Genomic DNA, 22632 nt, shown 5'->3' on the forward strand with positions numbered 1-22632 from the left:
GTTAAAAGGAGCCGGTAGCGCAGTGCCCGCTGCCATTATCTGGCGAACAGACTGGCAACGGGCACTTTAGTAAGAGCAACGGTAATTATACCAGCCGGTTATGCTGGTCCGGAAACACCAGCGTAGGCTGATGCTGGCGGGCAATGGCAAAATCGATGAGGCAGTAGGAGAAGATAATTACGATGTCGCCTACGGCAACGCGCCGGGCAGCAGGTCCGTTCAGGCAAATCATGCCGGAGCCCCGCTCGCCCCGAATGGTGTAGGTTTCGAACCGCTCCCCATTGTTCACGTTCACAATGGTCACTTTCTCGTTTTCCACCATGTTGGCGGCATCCAGCAGGTCCTCATCAATCGTGACGCTGCCTACGTAGTGTAGCTCAGCCTGCGTGACTTTGGCCCGGTGAATTTTGGACTTGAGAACCTCGATTTGCATGAGTGAAAGCGGGTGAATGAATGGCCGCAAAGATAGTTAAATCCCGTGGCACCGAAGGTTGACTTACGCCAGGTTCACTACCACGTTATCAATCAGCCGCACGCCATCCAGCCAAGCCGCCAGGCACAAAGCCACCTGCCCGGCCGGGGCGGCGCCGTCCTCAAGGGGTTGCAGCGTGCGGGCATTGCTGATATCAAAGTACTCCAGCTCAATTTCCGGGTGCTGCTGCAGAAAGGCCGTGACTTGTTGCTGCACCTCGGCCACGGTGGCATGCTGCTGTAACAAACGGGTGGCCAGTTCCAGGGCTTGGTACAGGCGCGGAGCTACCGCCCGGGCCTGCGGCGAAAGGCGCCGGTTGCGGGAGGACATGGCCAGTCCGTCGGCTTCCCGCACGGTGGGGAAGGTAACCGGCTCCAGATCAAAGCTCAGATCGGCCACCATCTGGCGAATAACCGCTACCTGCTGCAAATCCTTCTGCCCGAAGTAGGCGCGGTGCGGCCGGCTCAGGTGAAACAGCTTGCTCACCACAGTGGCCACGCCATTGAAGTGCCCCGGGCGGTGGGCGCCCTCCATCACCTGCTCCAACGCGCCAAAGTCAAAGCGCATCACCGTGGGCTGGGGATACATTTCCTCCACGGAGGGAGCAAACAGTACGGTGCAGCCGGTATCCTGCAGCAGAGTCGCATCAGCTTCAGGCAGGCGCGGGTACAGCCGGAAGTCTTCCGGGTTGTTGAACTGGGTGGGGTTGACAAAAATGCTGACGACGACGACATCATTCTCCCGGGCGGCCGCTCTAACCAGTTGCAGGTGGCCTTCGTGCAGCGCGCCCATAGTGGGCACCAGCCCAATGCGCTGCCCGTTTTGGCGCCACCCTTCGGTGCGCGCTTGCAACCCGGCAGCGGTTTGCAGAATCTCCATATACACACAGGGCCCTTCCGACGCCACACAGGCATCTACGGGCGGGTTTCGTTGAATTTTCGCCTAAAAATGTTTAATTTTGTGCATCCCAAAGTGTGCCCTCCCAATTTTAACCACAGAACCCTGTATGTCTAAGCTGAGAATACTCTATGCTGCCACGGAGATTAATCCGTTTTTGCAGACGACCAAGGTAGCGGAGTTTCTGCGGATGTTGCCCCAGGGAATGCAGGAAATGGGGATGGAAATCCGAATTTTCGTTCCTCGCTTCGGCATTATCAACGAGCGGAAGAACCGTCTGCACGAAGTTGTCCGTCTGTCCGGCATCAACATTGCCGTAGGCGAAGAGGAAAAGCCCCTGATTATCAAGGTGGCTTCTATTCCCAATGCCAAGTTGCAGGTTTATTTTATCGACAACGAAGATTATTTTCACCGCAAGTCGGTGCTGGTTGATAAAAACAACCAGTTCCATGCCGATAACGATGAGCGCGCCATCTTCTTCTGCAAGGGCGTGCTGGAAACGGTGAAGAAACTGGGCTGGGCGCCGGACATCGTTCATTGCAACGACTGGATGACGGGCCTGATTCCGATGTACCTGAAAACGACTTACAAGAAGGACCCGATTTTCAAGGACTCCAAGTCTATTTTCACGGTCTATAACAATGAATTCGCCCACAAATTTGAAGGCGACATTATTGAGAAGGCCAAGATGCTGGACATTGATGATGAGATGCTCACCCATCTGAAATCCGCTGATTTCGGTGGCTTCATCAAAATCGGCATGGAGTATGCTGACTCGGTCATCAAATCGGACGAAGACTTCAGCGACAACCTGAATGCGCTTTTCAACGAGTATTCCCAGAAGCGCAGCATTGGCCAGGTAGCGGCCGATGATAATCTGCTTACCTCTTACTACGCTCTCTATAATGAATTGGCCAGCTAGCGCCTTCCGACGGGCGTCGGCATTTTTTCTTTCGGCTTCCCTCCTGCTTACTGCTTGCGAAGACCCCAATGAGCTAGGCTTGGACCTCCCCGGCACTACGCCTATTAATACCGAATTCAAGGATTTTGCCGTAACGGCTTCCACCGTGAAGCTGGATTCGCTCGGCACGTTGGGCCGCAACCAGTATCTGGTGGGCCGCCTGACCGATGCCAACCTGGGCACCATTACGGCACGTACCTTTTTCGAGACGAAAGTCACTTCCGACTCCCTTCCTTCTGATTACACCAATGCCCGCCTGGATTCGGTGGTCCTGCGGCTGGGTTTTGATCGGGTGTATGGCACGGACACCAAGCCTGTTCAGTTTGATCTTTTCCGTTTAGCTCAACCTCTGGAAGAGCGAGTAACATATACTTCGGCCAGCTCGCTACCCGTGCAAACGCCCGCTTTGCTGACGAATGTGAGCGACAAAGTGAACCGGACGGCTTTGGTGCGGCAGCTGAAGAACCCTACTTCGGCCGATGACACCACGACGGTAGTAGTGGCGGTTCCGGTGCGAGTAGTCCGGCTACCCCTGGTAAAAGCCGGACAGACTTCATCGTTTACCACACAACTCTTTGAGGCCCTGAATACTCCTGGTTTTAGCCAGACAACGCTTTCTTCCTTGCTGCCCGGCTTTGCCTTGGCCCCTACGGCCAGCTTCTCAGGCTCTATTGTCCAGTTTGGCCGCTCTGCCAGCACGCGTATGGTAGTGTATTTCCACGTAGATAAGCGGAAAACACCCGGCCGTACTTATAGCATTGATCTGGGTGACCCTACTGGAACCAACCCTAATGCGCCTCGTTTCTTTACACAAATCACGACCGATTTAAGCGGCTCAGCTGCTTTTGCGGGCTTACGTACTCGCAAAGATTCTGTGTCGGCCGACAGAACAAATGGCTTAACCTATATCCAGGAAGGAACTGGCTTAAGCACCAAGCTATTCATACCCGGTCTGAACGAGTTGCGTAAGCAGCCCAATCTTATTATTAACCGGGCGGAACTTATTATTCCGATAAAACCCTTTGCCAACCTACAGTTTGCTTATCCGCCGTTTGCTTACCTGTATGAAGTGAACCGCAATAACTTGGTTCTGCGCCGGAACGTTAATGGGGTAACCCAAGACCGCCTGGTTCAAAGAGATGTTGCGTCAGCTCAAGGGGCGGGAAATGCGGCTGCAGTAACGTATTACGATTTGGGACCAACCAATAAGTACTACAGCGTTTTGCTCACCAGCTATGTACAGGCATATGTAGCGGGCAAGTTGGATGCTGAAATACCGCAGGGCTTTTTGCTGACTCCATCTCCACGGAACATCAATGGTTTAACAACCAATGAAGAAGCCGCGCTTCAGCTGACCAACCTTACCCTGAACCGCGCCGTACTCGACGCCAATAATATCAGGTTGCGCGTATACACGTCCAGCCTGTAGAAATACCTTTTTCAGCATTTTTGTCGGCTGGTTTCCGGCGAGGGCCTTTGCTCCGTTGGTACTAGCCGGCCTTTTTTCTGCCTATTTTCCTTTTTCACTGAACTATTATGTGCGGCATTGTAGCATACATTGGGCACCGTGAGGCTTGCCCCATCATTCTAAAAGGACTGCGTCGTCTGGAATACCGGGGATACGATTCTGCCGGAGTGGCCTTGTTAAACGGTGAGTTGAACGTTTACAAGAAGAAGGGCAAAGTCGCTGACTTAGAAGCTTTCATTGCCGATAAAGATTTGCACTCGCATACCGGCATGGGGCATACCCGCTGGGCCACGCATGGCGAGCCTAATGACTCCAACGCTCACCCCCACTATTCTACCTCCGAGCGGATTGCCATTATCCATAATGGCATTATTGAGAACTATGCCGCGCTGAAAACGCACCTGCAGCAGCAGGGACACGTTTTTCACTCTGATACGGACACGGAAGTATTCGTAAATCTGATTGAAGAAATTCAGAAGCAAAACAACTGCTCGCTGGAAGAAGCTGTACGCCTGGCCCTGCACGAAGTGGTAGGTGCTTATGCTATTGTTGTGCTGAGCAAGGATGAGCCAAACCAGCTGATTGCTGCTCGCAAAGGCTCTCCCATGGTAATTGGCATCGGTGAAGGCGAGTTCTTCCTGGCTTCCGACGCTACGCCTATTATTGAGTACACTAACGAAGTGGTGTATGTGAATGACTATGAAATCGTAGTTATTCGGGATGGCAAGATGGAGATTCGCAGCAAAGAAGATGTACAGCAGACGCCGTACATCCAGAAGCTGGAAATGGCCCTCGACAGCATTGAGAAAGGCGGTTACGAGCACTTCATGCTGAAGGAGATTTTTGAGCAGCCTCGCTCCATCCTCGACTCCATGCGCGGCCGTTTAGAACTGGAAGCCGGCCACCTGAACATGGGTGGTGTGCGAGCCTACGAGCAGAAGTTCGTGAATGCCCAGCGCATCATCATTGTTGCTTGTGGTACCTCCTGGCACGCGGGCCTGGTAGCCGAGTACCTGATTGAGGATTTGGCACGGATTCCGGTAGAAGTGGAATATGCTTCGGAGTTCCGCTACCGGAACCCCATCATCACGGAGCGCGACATTGTTATTGCTATTTCGCAGTCCGGTGAAACCGCGGATACCCTGGCAGCTATTGAGTTAGCGAAGAGCAAAGGCGCTACCATTTTCGGCATTTGCAATGTAGTGGGCAGCAGCATTGCCCGCGCTACTGATGCTGGTGCTTATACCCATGCAGGCCCTGAAATTGGGGTAGCTTCTACCAAAGCCTTTACAGCACAGGTAACTGTACTCACGCTGCTGGCGATGATTGTAGGCAGCAAGCGCGGCACTCTCACCGATCTGAAACTGCGGGAGTTGATGGTGGAGCTGGAAAATATTCCATCCAAAGTAGAAAAGGCACTCCTGCTGAACACGGAAATCAAGCAGATTGCCGAGATTTTCAAGGATGTGCCTAACTTCTTGTACTTGGGCCGCGGGTATAACTTCCCGGTAGCGCTGGAAGGCGCTCTGAAGCTGAAAGAAATCAGCTACATCCATGCCGAGGGCTACCCAGCGGCTGAAATGAAGCACGGCCCTATTGCCCTTATTGATGAGAACATGCCGGTAGTAGTTATTGCTACCAAGGACAGCTCGTATGAGAAGGTAGTGTCGAACATTCAGGAAGTGAAAGCCCGCAAAGGCCGCATTATTGCGGTGGTAACGGAAGGTGACACGACAATTCCGGATATGGCCGAGTTTGTGATTGAAGTACCCGCTACAAGCGAAGTCCTGATGCCACTGGTATCAGTAGTTCCACTGCAGCTGCTATCTTACCATATTGCGGTACTGCGTGGTTGCAACGTAGACCAGCCCCGTAACTTGGCCAAATCGGTAACAGTAGAGTAAGCATTTTGCTGAAGCAATAAATGAAAGGGAAGTACTTTGCGGTACTTCCCTTTTTTACGTCATGATTTTCCGCTCTGCCTCAGCCCTTTTTCTGCACCGCCGCTTCTGGCCGTGGCTATTGGGCATAGGGGCTGCTCTCTGCCTGCTCCCTTTTCTTGCCTTGGCGGTTTATTGCCATCCTTATCTGGATGACTACAGTGTGCCCCAGGCGCTCCGGAAAGAAAGCTTTCTGCCCTACATATTTAATACCCATTTTCGGCATTCGGGGCGGTTCTCTTCCTCGCTTATCAGCATCTTGCACCCGTTTATAGCGGCAGGGGGGGTGAATTTACCTTTGTACAGGTTGTATGTAGGAGGGTTGATTCTGCTGCTGGGACTGAGTATGGCGGTATCTGCCTATACTGTGCTGAGTGGCGGTACTATATCCAAGCGGGTGCGCTGGGCCGGGGGGAGCATACTGGTGCTTTTATACTTCCTGTGGCTCCCAAGTCCTACTGAGGCCTTTTACTGGTTTATTAGCGGCCTGGCATATACAGTTCCCTGCATTCTAGGCTTGGCACTGCTGGCCGTCATGGGGGTGCTTCCCCTTATTCGGCAGCATAGTCTGCGAGGCGTATTCTGGGTAATAGCCAGTCTGCTGGCCTTTTTTGCTCCCGCTTTCTCGGAGGTAACAGCTTGCATTGCCATTGCGGGCGGGCTGGTTTCGGTACCTGTGCTATGGAAAAATAGGTCAGCGGCCGGTTGGTGGTGGCTGACAGGCTTGGCTCTGCTCAGCGCTATTTTGCTGCTTTCAGCCCCCGGTAACTTCAGCCGGATAGACAGCATGAAAGTGCAGGTATCAGTGCCCCACGCAGTGTTCACCACGACGGTAGCCGTGGCCTATATGCTCGTCAACTGGCTGGGCAGCGGCATTTTGGTACTGGTTACCATCCTATTATTGCCCTGGCTGCATCAAGTGGCTGTTGCCAAAGCGGCCCCGATCTGGCAGCGCCTTACCCGGAATGTTTGGTGGTGGCCGCTGTTCTTTGGTATGGGACTTTACAGCAGCTTTCTACTGACGTATCTGGCCATTGATACGCCGCCGCCGCCCCGGTGCTTCAATATTCTTTACCTCTTTTTTATGGTGAGCTGGTGGATGTCGGTGTTTGGCTGGATTGGCTACCGGGTGCGGAAAGGGCACGCGGCACCCCAGCTGAGTGGCCCGGCCCGGCTATTAGTAGGCGGCCTGATCTTCGTGGCACTATGGAGCAACCATGATGTACCCCTGGAGCGTCTGCACATTAACCGGCGCATCAATACTGTCGTTTCGGCTTATTCTGACTGGTTGAGTGGTAACGCCGCCCGCTACGACCAAGAGCAGCAAGCCCGCTACCGGCTGCTCACGGCTCCCATACCAGACGTGGTATTGCCCCCACTCACGGTCAAGCTCAAAACCATCTACTTCAACGACCTTTCCAGTAATCCACATTGGTGGGGCAATGTGGATTTTGCCGCGTGCTTCGGCAAACGCAGTCTGCGGGTAGCAGTTCCTGCTGCAGTACTAGCTCGCTAACTCAAACGACTCGCCCCGCAAAGCCATATGCTTCAGTAGCGGGCAGGCTTTGTAGCGCTCCTCGTGAGTGTCCTGGTATAGCGCTTCCAGGATATCATATACGCGGGCCACTCCAATGGCATTGGCCCATTCAAAGGGCCCATGAGGATAATTGGTGCCCAGCTTCATGCCCAGATCAATGTCCCGCACCGAGGCAGTACCTTCCTGCAGTGTATAACAGGCTTCATTGATGATCATGGAGACAATACGCGGCGTCACCAGCCCCACCCGCTCGGCTACAATCCGATATTCTGTACCTAAGCCGGCACATACCTTGACCAGCTCTGAGGTATCGTGGAGATTATAAAGGCTCACTTCCAGCAGGCGGCGGTCCAGCAAAGTAGGCACGGCACATAAGCCAAATACGGGACCCAGGGGCGCTTCTTCATGGTGAAAGAGCTGCGCCAGGGAGTGCCGGGTAGTATCGTAAAACAGCGGTTGACGGGGGCGCTCATAGTGCAGCTCGGGCCAGGGACGCAGGTCAAAAGCCACATCGGCGGCGGCCAGGCGGGTCAGCAGATCGAAGGAGGTAGCCGGGCAGAAGTCGTAGGTGTGCTGCGGACCAAATTTGCGGCGCAGCTCGTCCTCCAGATGGCTGCCTTCGACGATAAACAGATGCATAGTTGCTTACTTTGGGCTCAAAGATAGACGTCCACCCTTCAATTCCTTCTTGCTCATGCCGCATACTATCCTATACTCGCCCGAAGCCCCAGCGCCCATCGGGCCTTACAGCCAGGCAATTCAAGCTGGCAACACCGTGTACGTCTCAGGGCAGATAGCTCTGGATGCTACTACCGGCCAACTGGCCGGCAATGGTGATGTAGCAGCGGAAACCCATCAGGTAATGCGTAACCTGCAGGCTGTACTGACCGCCGCCGGTCTGGCCCTCACGGACGTAGTGAAAACCAGCATCTTCGTTACGGACTTAGGCAACTTTGCCCTCATCAACGAAATTTACGGCAGCTATTTCTCCGAGGAATATGCTCCGGCCCGGGAAACTGTGCAGGTCAGCCGTTTACCCAAGGATGTGCAGGTGGAAATATCCTGCATTGCGGTAAAAAGCGAGTAGATAATTCGGCGCCGAAGCCTTAGTTTGGCAATCAGGCGCTTACGTTTAATCAGCACGTAAGCGCCTGAATATTTCTCATCTACTTATTGCCGCGTGTATGAAAGAGCTTGGTCTCGGAATGCTCATTATCGGGTTTGTATCGCTCCTGCTGCCTTTGCTGGGCATGAAGTTTATGTTTCTGACCTGGATTGATCAGTGGGGCAGCACCGCTTCCTGGGCCATTCGTGGGGGAATTACCGCGCTGGGGCTGATTCTGTACCTGGTCTATCGAAACCGGGACTGATGCGGCAGCCAGCTTCCCGTAAGCCGCCCAAACCACTGCGCAAGCCCGCTTATTTCCCGGAGGGCCATGTCCTAACACGCACCCTGCCAGCGGATCTGGCCGGCCAGCGCGAGTTTGAGGAATATCACTTCGTCGGTTTCGACTTCAGCCAGGCCAACCTGAGCGGGTGGCGCTTTAGTGACTGTTTATTTGAGAACTGCAATCTGGCGGGCGCCACCATTGCTAACACGGCATTCCAGAACGTGGCTTTTGCGGGTTGCAAGCTGATAGGCTTACCCTTTCAGGCATGCCGCGACATGCTGTTTGGCGTGCATTTCGACCACTGCCAGCTCGATTACGCTTCTTTTCTGGGCCGGGCCCTGTCCAACACCCGATTTATAAACTGCTCGCTGCAGGAGGCGGATTTCACGCAGGCGGATTTAACCAACGCCGCATTTCAGGACTGCAAACTCTTGCGGGCTGTTTTCAAGCAAACCCGATTGGTGGGCGCGGATTTCAGCACCGCGCAGGATGTGGAACTGGACCCCGCCCAAAACGAAGTAAAGCAGGCTCGGTTTTCCCTGCATAGCCTGCCTGGCCTGCTCACGCAGTTTGAGCTGGTTATCAGCTAATGCCCCAGGGTTCTATTAGCTAACGTATTCCTGCCGGGGTGCCTATTGCCTCCCCGGCTAATTACCTACCTTTGCGGCGCGTTTTCCCACCCGAAAGCGCTGCGAACCGACTGTATTATGGAAAGAGAAGTACGGGTGCGTTTCGCGCCCAGCCCCACCGGACCGCTGCACATTGGCGGCGTGCGCACTGCGCTGTACAACTACCTGCTGGCCCGCAAGCTGGGCGGTAAAATGCTGCTGCGCATTGAAGATACCGACCAGAACCGCTTTGTACCCGGCGCCGAGGACTACATCCGGCAGAGCCTGGAGTGGTGCGGCATCACGCTGGACGAAAGCCCCTGGACCGAAACGCCCGGGCCACACGCCCCCTACCGGCAGAGCGAGCGGAAGCCTATGTACCTGCAGTATGCCCAGCAGCTCCTGGATAGCGGCCATGCCTATTATGCTTTTGATACGCCCGAGGAGCTGGACGCCATGCGCGCGCGCCTTACGGCTGCCAAAGTGCCCAACCCGCAGTATAACAGCATCACCCGCGCGCAAATGCGCAACTCGCTCACGCTGCCCGAAGACGAGGTAAAACAACTGCTCGACAACAATACGCCCTACGTTATCCGCCTGAAAGTACCCCGTAAGGAGGAAATCCGCTTCAACGACCTGATTCGCGGCTGGGTAGTAGTGCACTCCTCCAGCGTGGATGATAAGGTGTTGATGAAGTCCGACGGCATGCCGACGTACCACCTGGCCAATATCGTGGATGACCATTTGATGGAAATCACCCACGTGATTCGGGGCGAAGAGTGGCTGCCCTCGGCGCCGTTGCACGTGCTGCTGTACCGCTATTTTGGCTGGGAAAGCACCATGCCGCAGTTTGCGCATCTGCCCCTGCTGCTGAAGCCTGACGGCACCGGCAAGCTCAGCAAGCGCGACGGCGACCGGCTGGGCTTCCCTGTATTTCCGCTGGAATGGCATGGCAAAGATGCCGAAACCGGCGAGCCTACTGTGAGCAGCGGCTACCGCGAATCGGGTTATCTGCCCGAGGCATTCATCAACTTCCTGGCTTTTCTGGGCTGGAACCCCGGCACGCAGCAGGAGTTGTTTACCATGGACGACCTGATTGCAACCTTCTCCATTGAGCGGGTAAGCAAGTCGCCGGCCCGCTTCGACCAAAACAAAGTGCGCTGGTACAACGAGCAATACCTGCGCGCCAAGCCCGACAGCGAGCTAGCCCAGTACTTGCTGGATGCCCTGAAAGAGCAAGGCGTTGAGGTATCCGCCAACAAAGCCGAGCAGATTGCCGCGCTGGTGAAAGAGCGTGCTACCTTCCCGGCTGATCTGGCGAAAGAGGCACAGCTGTTCTTCCACCGCCCTACCAGCTACGATGAGCAGGTAATCAGCAAAAAATGGAATGCGCAGGTAGCCGGTGCGCTGCAGGAGTTTGCGCTGGCATTGCCCGCTACTGCCGACTCCACGCCGGAAGGCATCAAGGCGCTGCTCACGCAGGTACTGGAGCGCCAGGGCATCAAAATTGGTCAGGTACTGCAGGCCTTGCGGGTAGCTGTAACCGGTGCTGCCGCCGGCCCCGATTTGATGGCTATTATGAGCATTCTGGGCCCTGAGGAAACCGCGCAGCGGCTGAATCTGGCTATTGACCAGCTGGCCGCGCAAGCCTCCGCGTAGCGGACATTTCTGCATTTAGGCATCCGCCGCCGGGGCCGCTCCGTACAGCATTGCTGCGGAGCGGCCTTCGTGCTTCTGGGGTTGCACCTGCTTTTCTCTTTACGAACCACGCAGGATATCATGGCTAAGAAACCCGTCAATAAGAAAAAAACCGTCGACCCCGAGAAAAAAGCCAAAGTGCATAAGGATCTGGAGGGGTTCGAAATCAAGGTGAATCCGCTGGGCGAAATCACCTCCAACTACTCTATTGAGGAAATCAACACGTTTCTGAACCGCCACGTGCGCGACAAAAAACTGGTAAACCGCGACGGTCAGTTTGGCGAGAAGGACGAGGAGGAATTCCCTGTAGAGGACTCGGCAGCGCAAGAGCCCGAGGAATCCGAAGAAGATTTTATGCGCCGGACCAGCCGGGAGGCCAAGAAGAAACCCGGTAAAGCAGATGACGCAGCCGAGGATGTGTCGGATACGGCTATGGATACTGTAGAGGATGAATAACGGATGCTTTCACAGCCTGCATTAAAAAGCCCGGTTCTGCTACGTGCAGGAGCGGGCTTTTTGCTGATATAACATGTATAGTCGCGCTCTATTTATCAGCAGTTTGCTATACTTGGGCCTGAAAACTTACCACACCGCTATGCAAGCTCACGACATTGACTTCCGCATTCTTGGCTCTGATATTCAAGTACTGGAAGTTGAGTTAGACCCTCAGGAAACCGTCATTGCCGAGGCGGGGGCCATGGTGTATATGGAGGAGGCTATTGCCTTTGAAACGAAAATGGGTGACGGCTCCGAACCTGATCAGGGGCTAATGGGCAAGCTGTTTTCGGCGGGTACGCGCCTGATTACGGGTGAGTCGCTGTTTATGACGCACTTTACGCATCGGGGTAGCCATGGCAAAAGCCGGGTAGCCTTCTCCGCGCCCTATCCCGGCACTATTCTGCCGCTGGATTTACGCTTGCTTCCCCAAGGCTTAATTGTGCAAAAAGATGGGTTTCTGGCCGCTGCCCGGGGTACCAAAATTGCCATTCACTTCAACAAACGCCTGGGCGCAGGCTTCTTTGGTGGGGAAGGCTTCATTCTACAGAAGCTGACTGGTGACGGCAAGGCCTTTATCCATGCCGGCGGCACAATCATTGAGAAGCAGCTTCGGAATGAAATCCTCCGCGTGGATACTGGCTGCGTGGTTGCCTTTGAGCCCAGTATAAACTTTGACATTACGCGGGCAGGCGGCCTGAAATCAATGATTTTTGGCGGAGAAGGGCTGCTATTAGCCACGCTCAGCGGTACTGGGCGGGTGTGGCTTCAGTCTATGCCGGTGAAGAAGCTTATCCAGGCACTGATGCCTAATGGCTCCAACGCACGAAAGGAAAGCGGGGGTGTACTGGGTAATTTGGTAGGCGGCATCCTAGACGAATAGCGGCCTGGTTCTTCAACCCGTATCAGCCCAAACTTCCGGTAGTGACAACTACTGGCTGCCAGGCCGTGCTGTCTGCAAACTCTTTGTCTGAAGACATAGAAGCCTTCACGGCAATAACAATCAGACTAACCAGCAAAGCCAACAGCAGGATACCCAAAAAGCCTAGGATGGTTTTATTGGTAAGGCGTTGTTTTGTTTTTCGACGACTAGTGTAATTGCGCCGGCTTCGGGAAGAAGACCGAGTAGGAGAGTGAGTTGCAATAGTAGACACAGGGCGGGGATTTTTAGGGGGGAACCTTGTCACTAATATAGAACTTAATCTATAAGAATTATACTTATCCTGATTAAAGCCTCAGATAAATTATATAATTCTTATGTACTTGATTCTACGAATGTTAGCATAATACTGGTTTTCACCAGTAAGTTCATTTTCTCATTATTATTATAACTTGTAAGTAGCAAAGCTCACTCTAAAGCAATGCCTCTCTCCATTTTGCCCTACTCCTTCTGCCAAGAATAAGCTACGTTACGGACCTTGGGAGGGCTTACCCATGTTTGGTAACAGTACTTTTGAAGGATGACAGAAAGTAGCACGGGCCGCAACGCGCAATAAATAATCTGCTGGTACTATAGCAGCATCTTACCTCACATTCAGAGGCAGCTTCGGCAACCATTAATTGTTTAGCTGCCTTAAAATTTCGTCTACCACCTCCCGTGAGTTGCTTAGCCGGGGTACTTTATGCTGCCCGCCCAGCTTGCCTTTTTTAGCCAGCCACTGCTCGAACGTATGGGCAGGCACTGGTGTAATTTTAGGGGCTACCAACGCCAGGTCGCGGTGGCGCTTGGCGTCGTAATCCGAGTTTAGCTGGCGAAGGGTGTGGTCCAGCACTTGGGCAAATTGCTCGGTATTGGTGGGCAGCTGCGTAAATTCCACTACCCATTCATGCCCGCCGCGGGAGGTACTGCTCCCCGTCTGGAAGTAAACAGGGGCGGCTGTAAAGTCCCGCACCAGGGCGCCCGTAGCCAAACAGGCAGCGGCTAGGGCAGACTCAGCGTTTTCTATGACTACTTCTTCTCCAAACGCATTCAGAAAATGCTTGGTGCGACCGGTAATGCGGATGCGGTAGGGCGCCAGGCTGGTAAAGCGCACCGTATCGCCAATTTTATAACGCCACAGTCCGGCATTGGTACTGATAATAAGCGCATAGCTCTTGCCCAGTTCTACTTCTTCCAGCAGAATAGTCTGGGGGTATTCCGCCTCAAACTGATCTGCCGGCAAAAACTCATAATACACCCCGTGGTCCAGCAGCAGCAGCATGTCTTCAGAGTCGGGTTGATCCTGGAAGGCAAAGTAGCCTTCAGAAGCATTATATATTTCCAGATAGCGCATCTGCCCACTGGGAATTAGCTGGCGGAATAGCTCCCGGTACGGGCCAAATGCTACGGCTCCGTGCAGAAACAGGCGCAGGTTAGGCCATACTTCACTAATGTTTTCTGCCCCGGCCAGTTCCACTACCCGCCGCAGCAGAACAATCATCCAGGTAGGTACGCCTGCCAATGTAGTGACATCCACGTGCAGCACGTGGCGGGCAATACGCTCTATTTTCTCTTCCCATTCATCCAGTAGGGCCAGTTCCAGCGGGGGTGTCCGCAGAAACTCGGCCCAAACCGGCAGATTCTGCATGACCACGGCCGAAACATCTCCTACGCGCGACTCGGAACCCGGCCGAAAGGGGTTGCTGCCATGCGTACCGCCCAGAGAAAGGGTTTTTCCCGCCAGCACATCGGCTTCCGGATACATACTGGTGGCCATGGCCACCATGTCGCGGCCGGCGCGGTAGTGGCACTCATGCAAGGATTGCTGCGAAACCGGAATGTACTTACTGCGGGCATTGGTAGTCCCGCTGGACTTGGCAAACCATTCTACTGCGCCAGGCCACAACACATCAGAAGTGCCGTGCAGCATGCGCTCCAGGTACGGGTACAATTGCTCGTAGCTGCTCACGGGCACGCGCCGGGCAAACTCCTGGCGCGAGGGCGCCTCGGCATACCCATATAAACGGCCCCATTCTGTGCTCTGGGCTTGCCGCAGCAAATTGGCATATACCTGCTCCTGTACTTCCAGCGGGTGTTCCCGGAAGTGGTTGATGCTGGTGAGGCGCCGCTGCATGGCCCACGTCAGAATACTGCTAATCACAGAATCGGGAATAAGAGGAAATGGGCGCTACTGCCCGTCAGGTGGCCGTTTTACCCATGCTACCGCCAGAAAGTTACCGTATCAGCGCGAAATGCCCGTCTTTCTGCCCGATTTCTATCCTTTACTCTATCTGTAGACGGAGTTATTAAATTTTGCGCTTGTATTCGAAGTGCTTACCCAGATACACGCGGCGCACGGTTTCATCGGCGGCCAACTCTTCGGCAGTACCCGCCTTCAGCAGCTTGCCCTCAAATAGCAGGTAGGCCCGATCTACAATGCTGAGCGTTTCATTCACGTTGTGGTCGGTGATGAGGATGCCGATATTTTTGTGCTTGAGCTTAGCCACAATGCCCTGAATTTCTTCCACCGCAATGGGGTCTACCCCGGCAAAGGGCTCATCCAACAGCACAAATTTGGGGTTTACGGCCAGGGCCCGCGCAATTTCCGTGCGCCGCCGCTCCCCGCCGCTCAGCACCCGGCCCAGGTTTTTACGCACGTGCGTGAGGCTGAACTCATTTAACAGCTCTTCTACTTTATCCAGCTGCTCCTGGCGGGTAAGCTTGGTCATTTCCAGCACGGAGAGGATATTTTCCTCCACGGTCAGGTCGCGGAATACGGAGGCCTCCTGTGCCAGGTAGCCCACGCCACGGCGGGCCCGCTGGAACATGGGCAGGTTGGTAATCTCTTCGTCGTCGAGGTAGATGTGGCCCTCATTGGGCTTCACCATACCCACAATCATGTAAAAGCAAGTGGTTTTGCCGGCGCCGTTGGGGCCCAGCAGCCCTACAATTTCGCCCTGGGATACGGTCACGCTCATGTCGTTAACAACTGTGCGCGACTTGTATTTCTTGATCAGGTGTTCAGCTTTCAGAATCATGGGAGGCAAAGGTAGCGAAGCCAACCGGGTAGCAGTAGCAACCTGGCGGTGAAAGCAGGACGCAGATTGCGCTGTTGGGGTTGTACGTGGGCAGTTAGCCAGCAGTCAAGGCTTCACAAGCAACTGATTTTCAACCCGGCGCTACTATACCATGAGTTAAGGGCTTAGGCGCTATGGCAGATAAAATCACACGGCACTTTGCTGTATTTCCGGGGCGGCACTGCGTACTGCTGCCACCAAGAAAAGTACAGAGCAACGAAGCAGAGCGGGTAACTGGCTTGAGGTAGGATAATGATTTTTATCATTACCCGCCTTGATACTAGTCAATACTCTCTGGCAAGCGAAAGAATATATTAATCAGCGAGTTAACCAATAGTCATCAAACCAAGAAACGCCCTGCGCCACGCATAGTATCCCCATATAAAATCTCCCTGACTCACTTGGGCCATACACTTTGCTTTGGGAGCAGGTGTAAGCTCTCTGCTTTCTATCATACCATTCACATCTATTATAACGTCTATGAAAAAGATCCTAACCTTTCTGTTCGTGTTGAGCGCAGCCTCTGCGTACGCACAGGACCCCGGCGGTTTTCGCATTGGCTTAAAAGCTGGGGCCACCTATTCTAAGCTGGCCGGCGACGATGTGGAGCAGATTGCCGGCCCAAACTATAATACCAGTCAGGACCAGCGGAAGCTAGGGTTCAATGTAGGCGCCGCTGTCCAAATTCCGGTTTCTTCCGATGGGTTCTTCTCCGTTCAGCCCGAAGTGTTACTCAACCGCAAGGGCTACCAATTGGAAACCGAACAGAAATCCGGGTTGGCTTCGGGCGTAGAAAAGTTTTCTTTCGAGCAGACCCGGGTGCTCACTTATATTGATGTACTAGTATTGGGGAAGATCAACGCCGGCGGCCTGTTCTTTGAGTTGGGGCCCCAGTTCGGCTACCTGGCCCGTTCCAGCTCCGATACAGAAACCACCACCAAGTTTACCAACGGCCAGGCAGACAAGGTGGAGAAGGATACTGGCGACAGTAAGTCGGATCTGGCTAGTGCCGATCTTGGGGCAGTAGCTGGTTTGGGGTATCAAGCCGAAAGCGGCCTCAGCATTGGCCTGCGCTACAACCGGGGCTTTAATTCCCTGATAGACACTAAAGACATCGACAACGAGCCCAAGGCATTTAATGACGCCTTTATGCTGCAGCTAGGCTACCTGTTGCCCCTGACTATCGGCAAATAGGAAGGGGCGTGCGTGATGCAGCGCTGCCTTAGACCCTGGCTAAGATTGCTAAGCGCGGGGGCGCAGTACCTGGTCGTGTAGGGTCCGCTGGCTGGGCGTTGGCACGGGCAGCGGCTCTACAATGTTTTTCATTTCGGCTTCCAGTTCCTGCGGGGCTGCCTCTATGTTCTGCTGCGTGCTGCCGCGCCGGTAGGTAATCCGCACCTTACTATCAGAGGAAGGCTCTACTAGGGGCCGGAGAAGCTTCTCGGCATTTCCCATAGACAGCGGCGTACCATTTACCTGCAGAATCACGTCGTCGTTTTGCAGGCCAAAGCCATTACGCTCGGCACGGGTCTGGGCCACTACAAACTCCTGCTTATCCTGATCATACTTAAAGCCCAGCTCGCCGAATGCCTTCACCAGCACCCGGTCCTTGGGGACATAGCGCCAGCCTATTTTCGCGAAATACTCCGTGAGCGGCAGCGGCTGACTCCCCTGCACATAATCGGTGAAGAATTGGCGCACCTCCGGATGCGTGAGGGCCACGATTTCGCCAATCAGCTGCTCATCTTCAAACGGACGCTCAGGGCCGTATTTCTGCGCCAGCTGTAGCAGCACGTCGCGCAGGGTGAGACGGCCCTGGGTTAGCTCCTGAATGCGGATATCAAGCAGAAAGCCCAGCAGAGCGCCTTTCTTATACACGTTTTCATACATGTCCTTATAAGGACTGTCCAGAATTTTTCGGCTCATATCCGTAAACGATACGTCGCCGTACTTCTGGGCCTGCTCAATCTTACTCTTCATTTCCTTGCGGAAATCTTCCTCCTGCGTGAGGCCGCCCTGCAGCTGCACCAGGTGCGCGAAGTACTCCGTTACGCCCTCATACAGCCACAAATGCTGCGACATTTTGGGGTTGCGGAAATCGAACTCCCCTATTTCCCGGCTGTGCATGTTCAGCGGGGTCAGAATGTGCAGGAACTCGTGGGAGGCCACTTCCCGAATCATAGAACGGGTGCGGTCCGCATCCCCTATTTCGGGCAAAAAGTACACCGAAGAATAGGAGTGCTCCATAGCCCCAAATCCCCCCTGCTTGTTGACTACCGGGGAAGAAAAAGCCGGGAAATACATGATAAAATGGTAGCCCGGCACGGGCATGCGGCCGAAGAACTTGGCCAGCGCCTCAGCCATGGGCTGCATAGCCTGACGTACTTCTGCCGCTTGCACCAGGCCCGTTTCCGAGAAGACGGATACCGAAATGCGGGCGCCCCCCGTCATAAAGCTCGCCGTATCGGGCCGGCTATACATAATGGGCGCATCAGCCAGGCTCACGTAGCTGCTGGCCGTAAATACATCCTTTGTAGGTGAGGCCAGCTGTTTGGTAAGGGAAGTAGCCCCATACAGCTCGGCGGGCTTCTCAATCGTTACCTGATAGGGCAGCATTTTGTAGCCTTCCAGATAGCCGTACAGCCCGTAGTGATTGAGCACGAAGTTGCGGCCGGCATCAATGTTGGTGCCGCCGGGCTGGAAGATAAAGTTGCTGTTGTCTTTCGAGTCCCAGGTGTCGTCTACCAGGTACTCGATGCGGGCCAGGTTGCGGGCTTTGTCGATGACGTAGACGTTGTTACCGTCGCGGCTGCTTTTCAGCTTGCGGCCTTTATCGTCGTAGGCCTGAAAACCATGGATAAACCGGCCGTAGTCTTTCTTGGAATAGGAACCGGGCACCACGCTGGGCATAACGTACGTGGCTTTGCCCTCGCGCACGGGCGGGGTTTTCACCACAATCTTTATCCGGTCGTTTTCTACCTGCTGCAGGTTTACCCCAATCTCATAGCCCGCCGGGGCTTGCTGGGCCTGTACTATCCCACTCAGGCTAAGCCCGAGGGCCAGCAATGCGCATTCTTTTCTCATAGCAGCTAAACCATACAGCAAGCGCGGCTGAAATGGCTGCACTGCCCGAAATCATAAAAATATAACAGGAAAGACAGGAAGTCTGCAATTGGGTTGCCTGGCGGGAAGCGGCTACTCTTCCCAGCGCAAATCTTTCAAGCGTAGCTGCAGGGTTTTCACGCCGCGGTACTCATTTAGCTCCACCGTATAGCACACGCTGAATGGGCGGCCCTGCTGGATCTGCGGCAGGAAGTCGCCCAGGCCAAAGCCAATGGCATCTACGCTGTGGTGGCCATCCTGCGTGAGCACAATTTTTAAATGCGAGGTGCCTACAATCCTTGCCGAGTCGGGTTGGGCGTGCACACCGTGGGAAACGAAGGTAGGATTGGCATTGCCGGGGCCGAAGGGCTCCATCTGGCAGAGCAGCTTATAGAAGCTCATGGTGATGTCGCTCAGGGCCAGTTCTCCGTCAATTTCTACGGCCGGAATCAGCTGCTCATCCGTAATGCGGGAAGAGACTACCTCCTCAAAGCGCCGCTGGAAAGCGGGCACGTTTTCTACCGGCAGCGTGAGGCCGGCCGCGTACATGTGCCCGCCAAACTGGTCCAGCAAATCGGCGCACTCCAGAATGGCCTGGTGCACATCAAACCCCATCACGGAGCGCGCTGAGCCAGTGGCTTTACCGTTGCTTTCCGTGAGAATGATGGTAGGCCGGTAATACTTATCAAGGCAACGGGAAGCCACAATGCCGATGACTCCCTTGTGCCAGGTTTCGTTGTAGAGCACCGTGGAGCGGGCGTCTCGCATGCTGGCGTCGGCCTCAATCATTTCCAGAGCTTCCTTGGTAATGCGCGTATCGAAGCCGCGGCGGTCCTGGTTGGTTTTGTCTACTACGCTGGCTTTTTCGAAGGCTTCTTCCTTGCTCTGGGCCAGCAGCATAGAAACTGCACGCTTGGCGTCGCCCATGCGGCCGGCCGCGTTAATGCGGGGCGAGAAGCCAAACACCAGGCTGCTGATGTTGAGCTTGCTTTCCCGCAGCCCGGCCAACTCCCGCAGGGCATCGAGGCCCGGGCGCTGGGGGTGCGCCGTATCATTGAGCAGGCGCAGGCCGTGATAGGCCAGCGTGCGGTTTTCCCCCATAATGGGCACAATATCGGCTGCAATGCTCACCGATAATAAATCCAGCAGCTCGTGCAATGGGGCTTCTTCCTGCCCTAAGTGCTGGCAGAAAGCCTGCATCAGCTTAAAGCCCACACCGCAGCCGGAAAGCTCTTTGAATGGATAGGGGCAGTCGGCACGCTTGGGGTCTAGTACAGCTATGGCTGCTGGTAGCTCGTCGCCGGGTAAGTGGTGGTCGCAAATGATAAAGTCAACGCCCTTGGTGTTGGCGTAGGCTATTTTATCCACGGCCTTCACACCGCAGTCCAGCGCAATAATCAGGGCGTAGCCATTGTCAGCGGCGAAATCAATGCCGGCGTTTGAAATGCCGTAACCTTCCTTGTAGCGGTCCGGAATGTAGTAGTCGATGCGCTCCGAACCGAAAAAGGCGTGCAGGTAAGCATACACCACGGCCACGGAGGTAGTCCCGTCCACGTCGTAGTCGCCGAACACCAGCACTTTTTCCCCAGCGTGCAGGGCATGCTGCAGGCGGGTTACGGCGCGGTCCATGTCGCGCATGAGTAAAGGGTCAGGCAACTCGTCGAGCGAGGGGCGGAAGTAAGCCTTGGCTTCTTCAAAAGTGCAGACGTCGCGCTGGCACAGCAGCGACACAATGGAGGGATTGACGCGCAAGGCATCGGCCAGGTGCCGAACCTTTTCGGGGTCGGGCGCGGGCTTCCGGATCCATCGTTTTTGCATAATTGGGGAGGTGCTGCCCAACGGGCACGCTATCTTCAAAAGTAAGAAGAAAACCGCATCCGGCCGCCACGCTTAACCTATGTAGGGGCTCTTTATTGTCTATTTTTGCGCTTCTTCTGCCTTGCTTTCAGCCACATGAAAAGACTGCGCACTTTTTACCAAAAGTACCGCCAATACATTCTCACGGATGGGCTGATGTACCTGGGTTTTCTTTTGTCGCTGGCCCTGATGTTTCTGTTCTTCCGCTAGGCGCAGGGCTTACAAACTGTCGCCGCGCAGCTTGCGGAAGCGCTTGCGGGCCTCGGCGGTGTAGATGCTGCCCGGGTATTTGGCCAGCACCTGGTTATACAAATCCTGAGCCTTCTCTTTGTCATTCAGGTTTTCTTCCTGAATGGTGGCCGCCAGGAACAGCGCATCGTCGCTGAGCACGTCGTACTTAGGGTTAGCGGTGATGCGCGTGAGGGTAGTAATGGCCCCGGCGTAGTCGCCGGTGCGGCGCTGAAGTTGGGCCTTCAGGTACCAGGCTTCATCGGTGAGGGCGTGACCGGGATACTTCTGCACCAGCGCATCCAGGCTGCGCAGGGCCTCCGGCACTTTATTCTGGAACACCAACAGCTCGGTGGCCGCATAGTCGCGCAGGGCCACGCCGGCGGTATCCATGGCGGTATTATCGGAGATGAGCAGGCTGAGCTGCATGGCATCGTTGGCAATTTCGCGGCTGGTGGCTTCCTTCAGTATATCCAGATGGCTCTGGGCCAGTTTAAAGTCGCCGGCGAAATAGCTCAGGCGGGCGTTGCGCAGCTTAGCGTCGTAGCCCAGCGGAGAGTCTTTATGCGACTTTTCTACCTGGGAGTACAGCAGCGTAGCTTCCCAAGGCTCCCCGCGCAGCAGGTACAAGTCGGCCAGGGTTATTTTGGCTTGGTCAATGGTCTGGGAGGTGGCGCGGGGGGAGGCAATGGCCTCTTCTAACAGGGATGCTGCTTTGGCTTTATCGTCGAGCTGAAAAGCGTACAACTCGGCCATATTGCGCAGGACCTCGCCCCTATCGGGTGAGCCAGGTCCTAGCTCCGTCAGCAACTGCTGGTACTCCGTGAGCAGGGCTTTAATTTTGGTGACGTCCACGGGAAACGTGTTGCGCACCTGGTCCTCACGGGCTTGCAGCATGCGTTGGCGGGCTGCATTGTAGAGGGGGCCGTCGCGGTACTCCCGCACCACGTACTGGTAGCCTTCAATGGCCGTTTCGTAGTCCTTGTTTTGCTGCGCAATATCGGCCAGGTCCATCACGCGGCTGCCTTCACTGTGGGCTAGCCGGTCGAGGGCGCGGGCTTGTACCAGCGCGCCGGTAAAGTCCTTGCGCTGAACTAATAGCCAGAGCAGCAGTTCGCTGTATACGCTTTGCTCGGGGTGTTGCTGCACATTGGTCAGCAGAAGCTTCTGCAGGGCATCGAAGTCTTTCTCCTCACGCAGACTGTTCTGCAGCATGTTGCGCACAAAGGGCAACTGGCGCTCATTCTGCTGCAGTAGGTGCAGCGTTTCCGCCAGTAGCTGCTGAGTGCGGGGCAGCACAGTATACAATTGAATCAGCTGGGGGGCATACTCGGTGTCATTATGGGCCAGCTCGCGGCCGCGCAGGTAGGTTTTCTCAGCCCATTCCAGCTGGTTGCGCTCCTGAAAGTTATAGGCCACAGCCACTACCTGATCGGGCTTGAGGGCAGCTATTACCCGCTCGTACTGTTTGGCGGCCTCCGGGGCATTGCCACTGCTCTCGTACACGCGGCCCAGCAGGAGACCTACCAAGGGGTCATTCGGGCGCTTACGCTGGGCTTTCTTGGCTAGCTTTTCGGCTTCCTTAAACTGCTTCAGCTCCTGTAGGGTACGCAGGTATTCAGGTAGAATAGTGGCTGAGAGCTGCGCATCGGCAGAAAGCTGACTGAACAGTACCTCGGCTTTATTAAAGTCTCCCTTGCGCACGTATTCACGCGCTAAAGCCGCCTCGCCTACTACCTCCTGGGCCCGCGCTGCGCCCGACGCCAACCCGACACACACTATGGCTAACGCCAGCATCCGGCGCCAGCTGCTATGAATATGGATATACCTGTTACGCATAGAGCAAAGTAGAAAAAGGAGCCTGAACGGGCTGCCACATAGGACAAACTACCTTCCGGCCATATTCATTGCATCAAAGGAATAAACTCTTGGCCACCGGGAGCACAAAAAAGGGCCGCACCTCAAGGTACGGCCCTTTTGCT

19 protein-coding genes are annotated in these 22632 nt (G+C 54.9%); 11 read left to right on the forward strand and 8 right to left on the reverse strand.

Annotated elements, in window-relative coordinates; genetic code table 11:
- Positions 1-85 precede the first annotated feature (85 nt).
- Both panD and panC read right to left on the reverse strand, forming a co-directional pair.
- Positions 86-433, reverse strand: coding sequence for an aspartate 1-decarboxylase (panD, locus tag Q4G72_RS01325; RefSeq protein ID WP_044510915.1), 348 nt, complete (start codon positions 431-433; stop codon positions 86-88).
- A 63-nt stretch (positions 434-496) separates the two neighbouring features.
- On the reverse strand, positions 497-1351 hold the full coding sequence (panC, locus tag Q4G72_RS01330; protein ID WP_303309635.1) for a pantoate--beta-alanine ligase: 855 nt from the start codon (positions 1349-1351) through the stop codon (positions 497-499).
- A gap of 127 nt (positions 1352-1478) precedes the next feature.
- Between panC and Q4G72_RS01335 the strand changes: the two genes are divergently transcribed.
- The 4 genes from Q4G72_RS01335 to Q4G72_RS01350 all read left to right on the forward strand — a co-directional run bounded on the left by Q4G72_RS01335 (position 1479) and on the right by Q4G72_RS01350 (position 7254).
- Positions 1479-2291 carry a glycogen/starch synthase gene (locus Q4G72_RS01335; RefSeq protein ID WP_121236357.1) on the forward strand — a complete coding sequence of 271 codons (813 nt, stop codon included), beginning with the start codon at positions 1479-1481 and terminating at the stop codon, positions 2289-2291.
- Positions 2275-3759 carry a DUF4270 family protein gene (locus Q4G72_RS01340; protein WP_303309636.1) on the forward strand — a complete coding sequence of 495 codons (1485 nt, stop codon included), beginning with the start codon at positions 2275-2277 and terminating at the stop codon, positions 3757-3759. Before Q4G72_RS01335 ends, Q4G72_RS01340 begins: the two co-directional genes overlap by 17 nt.
- 107 nt (positions 3760-3866) lie before the next feature.
- Positions 3867-5702 (forward strand): glutamine--fructose-6-phosphate transaminase (isomerizing), encoded by a 1836-nt coding sequence (glmS, locus tag Q4G72_RS01345; RefSeq protein ID WP_303309637.1) that lies wholly within the window; start codon positions 3867-3869, stop codon positions 5700-5702.
- Positions 5703-6084: 382 nt separating this feature from the next.
- Positions 6085-7254 carry a DUF6056 family protein gene (locus Q4G72_RS01350; protein ID WP_303309638.1) on the forward strand — a complete coding sequence of 390 codons (1170 nt, stop codon included), beginning with the start codon at positions 6085-6087 and terminating at the stop codon, positions 7252-7254.
- On the opposite strand, the gene Q4G72_RS01355 is transcribed toward Q4G72_RS01350, so the two are convergent.
- Entirely contained in the window at positions 7243-7914 is a 672-nt protein-coding gene (locus tag Q4G72_RS01355; RefSeq protein WP_303309639.1) for a 3-hydroxyacyl-CoA dehydrogenase family protein, read from the reverse strand. The two genes, Q4G72_RS01350 and Q4G72_RS01355, sit on opposite strands and share 12 nt — an antisense overlap.
- A gap of 55 nt (positions 7915-7969) precedes the next feature.
- Between Q4G72_RS01355 and Q4G72_RS01360 the strand changes: the two genes are divergently transcribed.
- The 6 genes from Q4G72_RS01360 (at position 7970) to Q4G72_RS01385 (ending at position 12350) form a co-directional block, all read left to right on the forward strand.
- Positions 7970-8362 carry a RidA family protein gene (locus Q4G72_RS01360; RefSeq protein ID WP_303309640.1) on the forward strand — a complete coding sequence of 131 codons (393 nt, stop codon included), beginning with the start codon at positions 7970-7972 and terminating at the stop codon, positions 8360-8362.
- Between the two features lie 97 nt (positions 8363-8459).
- Positions 8460-8645, forward strand: a complete 186-nt coding sequence (locus Q4G72_RS01365; RefSeq protein WP_303309641.1) for a hypothetical protein — start codon at positions 8460-8462, stop codon at positions 8643-8645.
- Complete coding sequence (locus tag Q4G72_RS01370; RefSeq protein ID WP_303309642.1) at positions 8645-9256, forward strand: pentapeptide repeat-containing protein; 612 nt, start codon at positions 8645-8647, stop codon at positions 9254-9256. Before Q4G72_RS01365 ends, Q4G72_RS01370 begins: the two co-directional genes overlap by 1 nt.
- Positions 9257-9373: 117 nt before the next feature.
- A complete protein-coding gene (gltX, locus tag Q4G72_RS01375) occupies positions 9374-10933 on the forward strand; it encodes a glutamate--tRNA ligase (RefSeq protein ID WP_303309643.1) in 1560 nt (519 codons plus the stop codon).
- 120 nt (positions 10934-11053) lie between these two features.
- Entirely contained in the window at positions 11054-11428 is a 375-nt protein-coding gene (locus Q4G72_RS01380; protein ID WP_303309644.1) for a hypothetical protein, read from the forward strand.
- A 139-nt stretch (positions 11429-11567) separates the two neighbouring features.
- Complete coding sequence (locus Q4G72_RS01385; protein WP_303309645.1) at positions 11568-12350, forward strand: TIGR00266 family protein; 783 nt, start codon at positions 11568-11570, stop codon at positions 12348-12350.
- A 673-nt stretch (positions 12351-13023) separates the two neighbouring features.
- Here the strand turns inward: Q4G72_RS01385 and Q4G72_RS01390 are convergent.
- Both Q4G72_RS01390 and lptB read right to left on the reverse strand, forming a co-directional pair.
- The gene (locus Q4G72_RS01390) at positions 13024-14520 is read right to left on the reverse strand and encodes a GH3 auxin-responsive promoter family protein (RefSeq protein WP_303310678.1); all 1497 of its coding nucleotides are present in this window, start codon (positions 14518-14520) and stop codon (positions 13024-13026) included.
- Positions 14521-14692: 172 nt separating this feature from the next.
- A complete protein-coding gene (gene lptB, locus Q4G72_RS01395) occupies positions 14693-15424 on the reverse strand; it encodes an LPS export ABC transporter ATP-binding protein (protein WP_303309646.1) in 732 nt (243 codons plus the stop codon).
- A gap of 519 nt (positions 15425-15943) precedes the next feature.
- Here lptB and Q4G72_RS01400 point away from each other — a divergent pair.
- Complete coding sequence (locus tag Q4G72_RS01400) at positions 15944-16657, forward strand: porin family protein (RefSeq protein ID WP_303309647.1); 714 nt, start codon at positions 15944-15946, stop codon at positions 16655-16657.
- 48 nt (positions 16658-16705) lie between these two features.
- On the opposite strand, the gene Q4G72_RS01405 is transcribed toward Q4G72_RS01400, so the two are convergent.
- From Q4G72_RS01405 to Q4G72_RS01415, 3 genes are all read right to left on the reverse strand, one after another.
- Positions 16706-18547, reverse strand: a complete 1842-nt coding sequence (locus Q4G72_RS01405) for a M61 family metallopeptidase (RefSeq protein ID WP_303309648.1) — start codon at positions 18545-18547, stop codon at positions 16706-16708.
- 111 nt (positions 18548-18658) lie between these two features.
- A complete protein-coding gene (gene recJ, locus Q4G72_RS01410) occupies positions 18659-20383 on the reverse strand; it encodes a single-stranded-DNA-specific exonuclease RecJ (protein ID WP_303309649.1) in 1725 nt (574 codons plus the stop codon).
- Positions 20384-20641: 258 nt separating this feature from the next.
- Complete coding sequence (locus Q4G72_RS01415; protein ID WP_303309650.1) at positions 20642-22489, reverse strand: tetratricopeptide repeat protein; 1848 nt, start codon at positions 22487-22489, stop codon at positions 20642-20644.
- Positions 22490-22632: the final 143 nt, after the last annotated feature.

The organism is Hymenobacter sp. BT730 (genome assembly GCF_030542105.1).
Taxonomy (GTDB): domain Bacteria; phylum Bacteroidota; class Bacteroidia; order Cytophagales; family Hymenobacteraceae; genus Hymenobacter.

Excerpts from the sequence above, each read along its gene's own strand:
- panD (WP_044510915.1), bottom strand. The coding sequence starts at position 433 with ATGCAAATCGAGGTTCTCAAGTCCAAAATTCACCGGGCCAAAGTCACG.
- panC (WP_303309635.1), bottom strand. The coding sequence starts at position 1,351 with ATGGAGATTCTGCAAACCGCTGCCGGGTTGCAAGCGCGCACCGAAGGG.
- Q4G72_RS01335 (WP_121236357.1), top strand. The coding sequence starts at position 1,479 with ATGTCTAAGCTGAGAATACTCTATGCTGCCACGGAGATTAATCCGTTT.
- Q4G72_RS01340 (WP_303309636.1), top strand. The coding sequence starts at position 2,275 with ATGAATTGGCCAGCTAGCGCCTTCCGACGGGCGTCGGCATTTTTTCTT.
- glmS (WP_303309637.1), top strand. The coding sequence starts at position 3,867 with ATGTGCGGCATTGTAGCATACATTGGGCACCGTGAGGCTTGCCCCATC.
- Q4G72_RS01350 (WP_303309638.1), top strand. The coding sequence starts at position 6,085 with ATGGCGGTATCTGCCTATACTGTGCTGAGTGGCGGTACTATATCCAAG.
- Q4G72_RS01355 (WP_303309639.1), bottom strand. The coding sequence starts at position 7,914 with ATGCATCTGTTTATCGTCGAAGGCAGCCATCTGGAGGACGAGCTGCGC.
- Q4G72_RS01360 (WP_303309640.1), top strand. The coding sequence starts at position 7,970 with ATGCCGCATACTATCCTATACTCGCCCGAAGCCCCAGCGCCCATCGGG.
- Q4G72_RS01365 (WP_303309641.1), top strand. The coding sequence starts at position 8,460 with ATGAAAGAGCTTGGTCTCGGAATGCTCATTATCGGGTTTGTATCGCTC.
- Q4G72_RS01370 (WP_303309642.1), top strand. The coding sequence starts at position 8,645 with ATGCGGCAGCCAGCTTCCCGTAAGCCGCCCAAACCACTGCGCAAGCCC.
- gltX (WP_303309643.1), top strand. The coding sequence starts at position 9,374 with ATGGAAAGAGAAGTACGGGTGCGTTTCGCGCCCAGCCCCACCGGACCG.
- Q4G72_RS01380 (WP_303309644.1), top strand. The coding sequence starts at position 11,054 with ATGGCTAAGAAACCCGTCAATAAGAAAAAAACCGTCGACCCCGAGAAA.
- Q4G72_RS01385 (WP_303309645.1), top strand. The coding sequence starts at position 11,568 with ATGCAAGCTCACGACATTGACTTCCGCATTCTTGGCTCTGATATTCAA.
- Q4G72_RS01390 (WP_303310678.1), bottom strand. The coding sequence starts at position 14,520 with ATGCAGCGGCGCCTCACCAGCATCAACCACTTCCGGGAACACCCGCTG.
- lptB (WP_303309646.1), bottom strand. The coding sequence starts at position 15,424 with ATGATTCTGAAAGCTGAACACCTGATCAAGAAATACAAGTCGCGCACA.
- Q4G72_RS01400 (WP_303309647.1), top strand. The coding sequence starts at position 15,944 with ATGAAAAAGATCCTAACCTTTCTGTTCGTGTTGAGCGCAGCCTCTGCG.
- Q4G72_RS01405 (WP_303309648.1), bottom strand. The coding sequence starts at position 18,547 with ATGAGAAAAGAATGCGCATTGCTGGCCCTCGGGCTTAGCCTGAGTGGG.
- recJ (WP_303309649.1), bottom strand. The coding sequence starts at position 20,383 with ATGCAAAAACGATGGATCCGGAAGCCCGCGCCCGACCCCGAAAAGGTT.
- Q4G72_RS01415 (WP_303309650.1), bottom strand. The coding sequence starts at position 22,489 with ATGCGTAACAGGTATATCCATATTCATAGCAGCTGGCGCCGGATGCTG.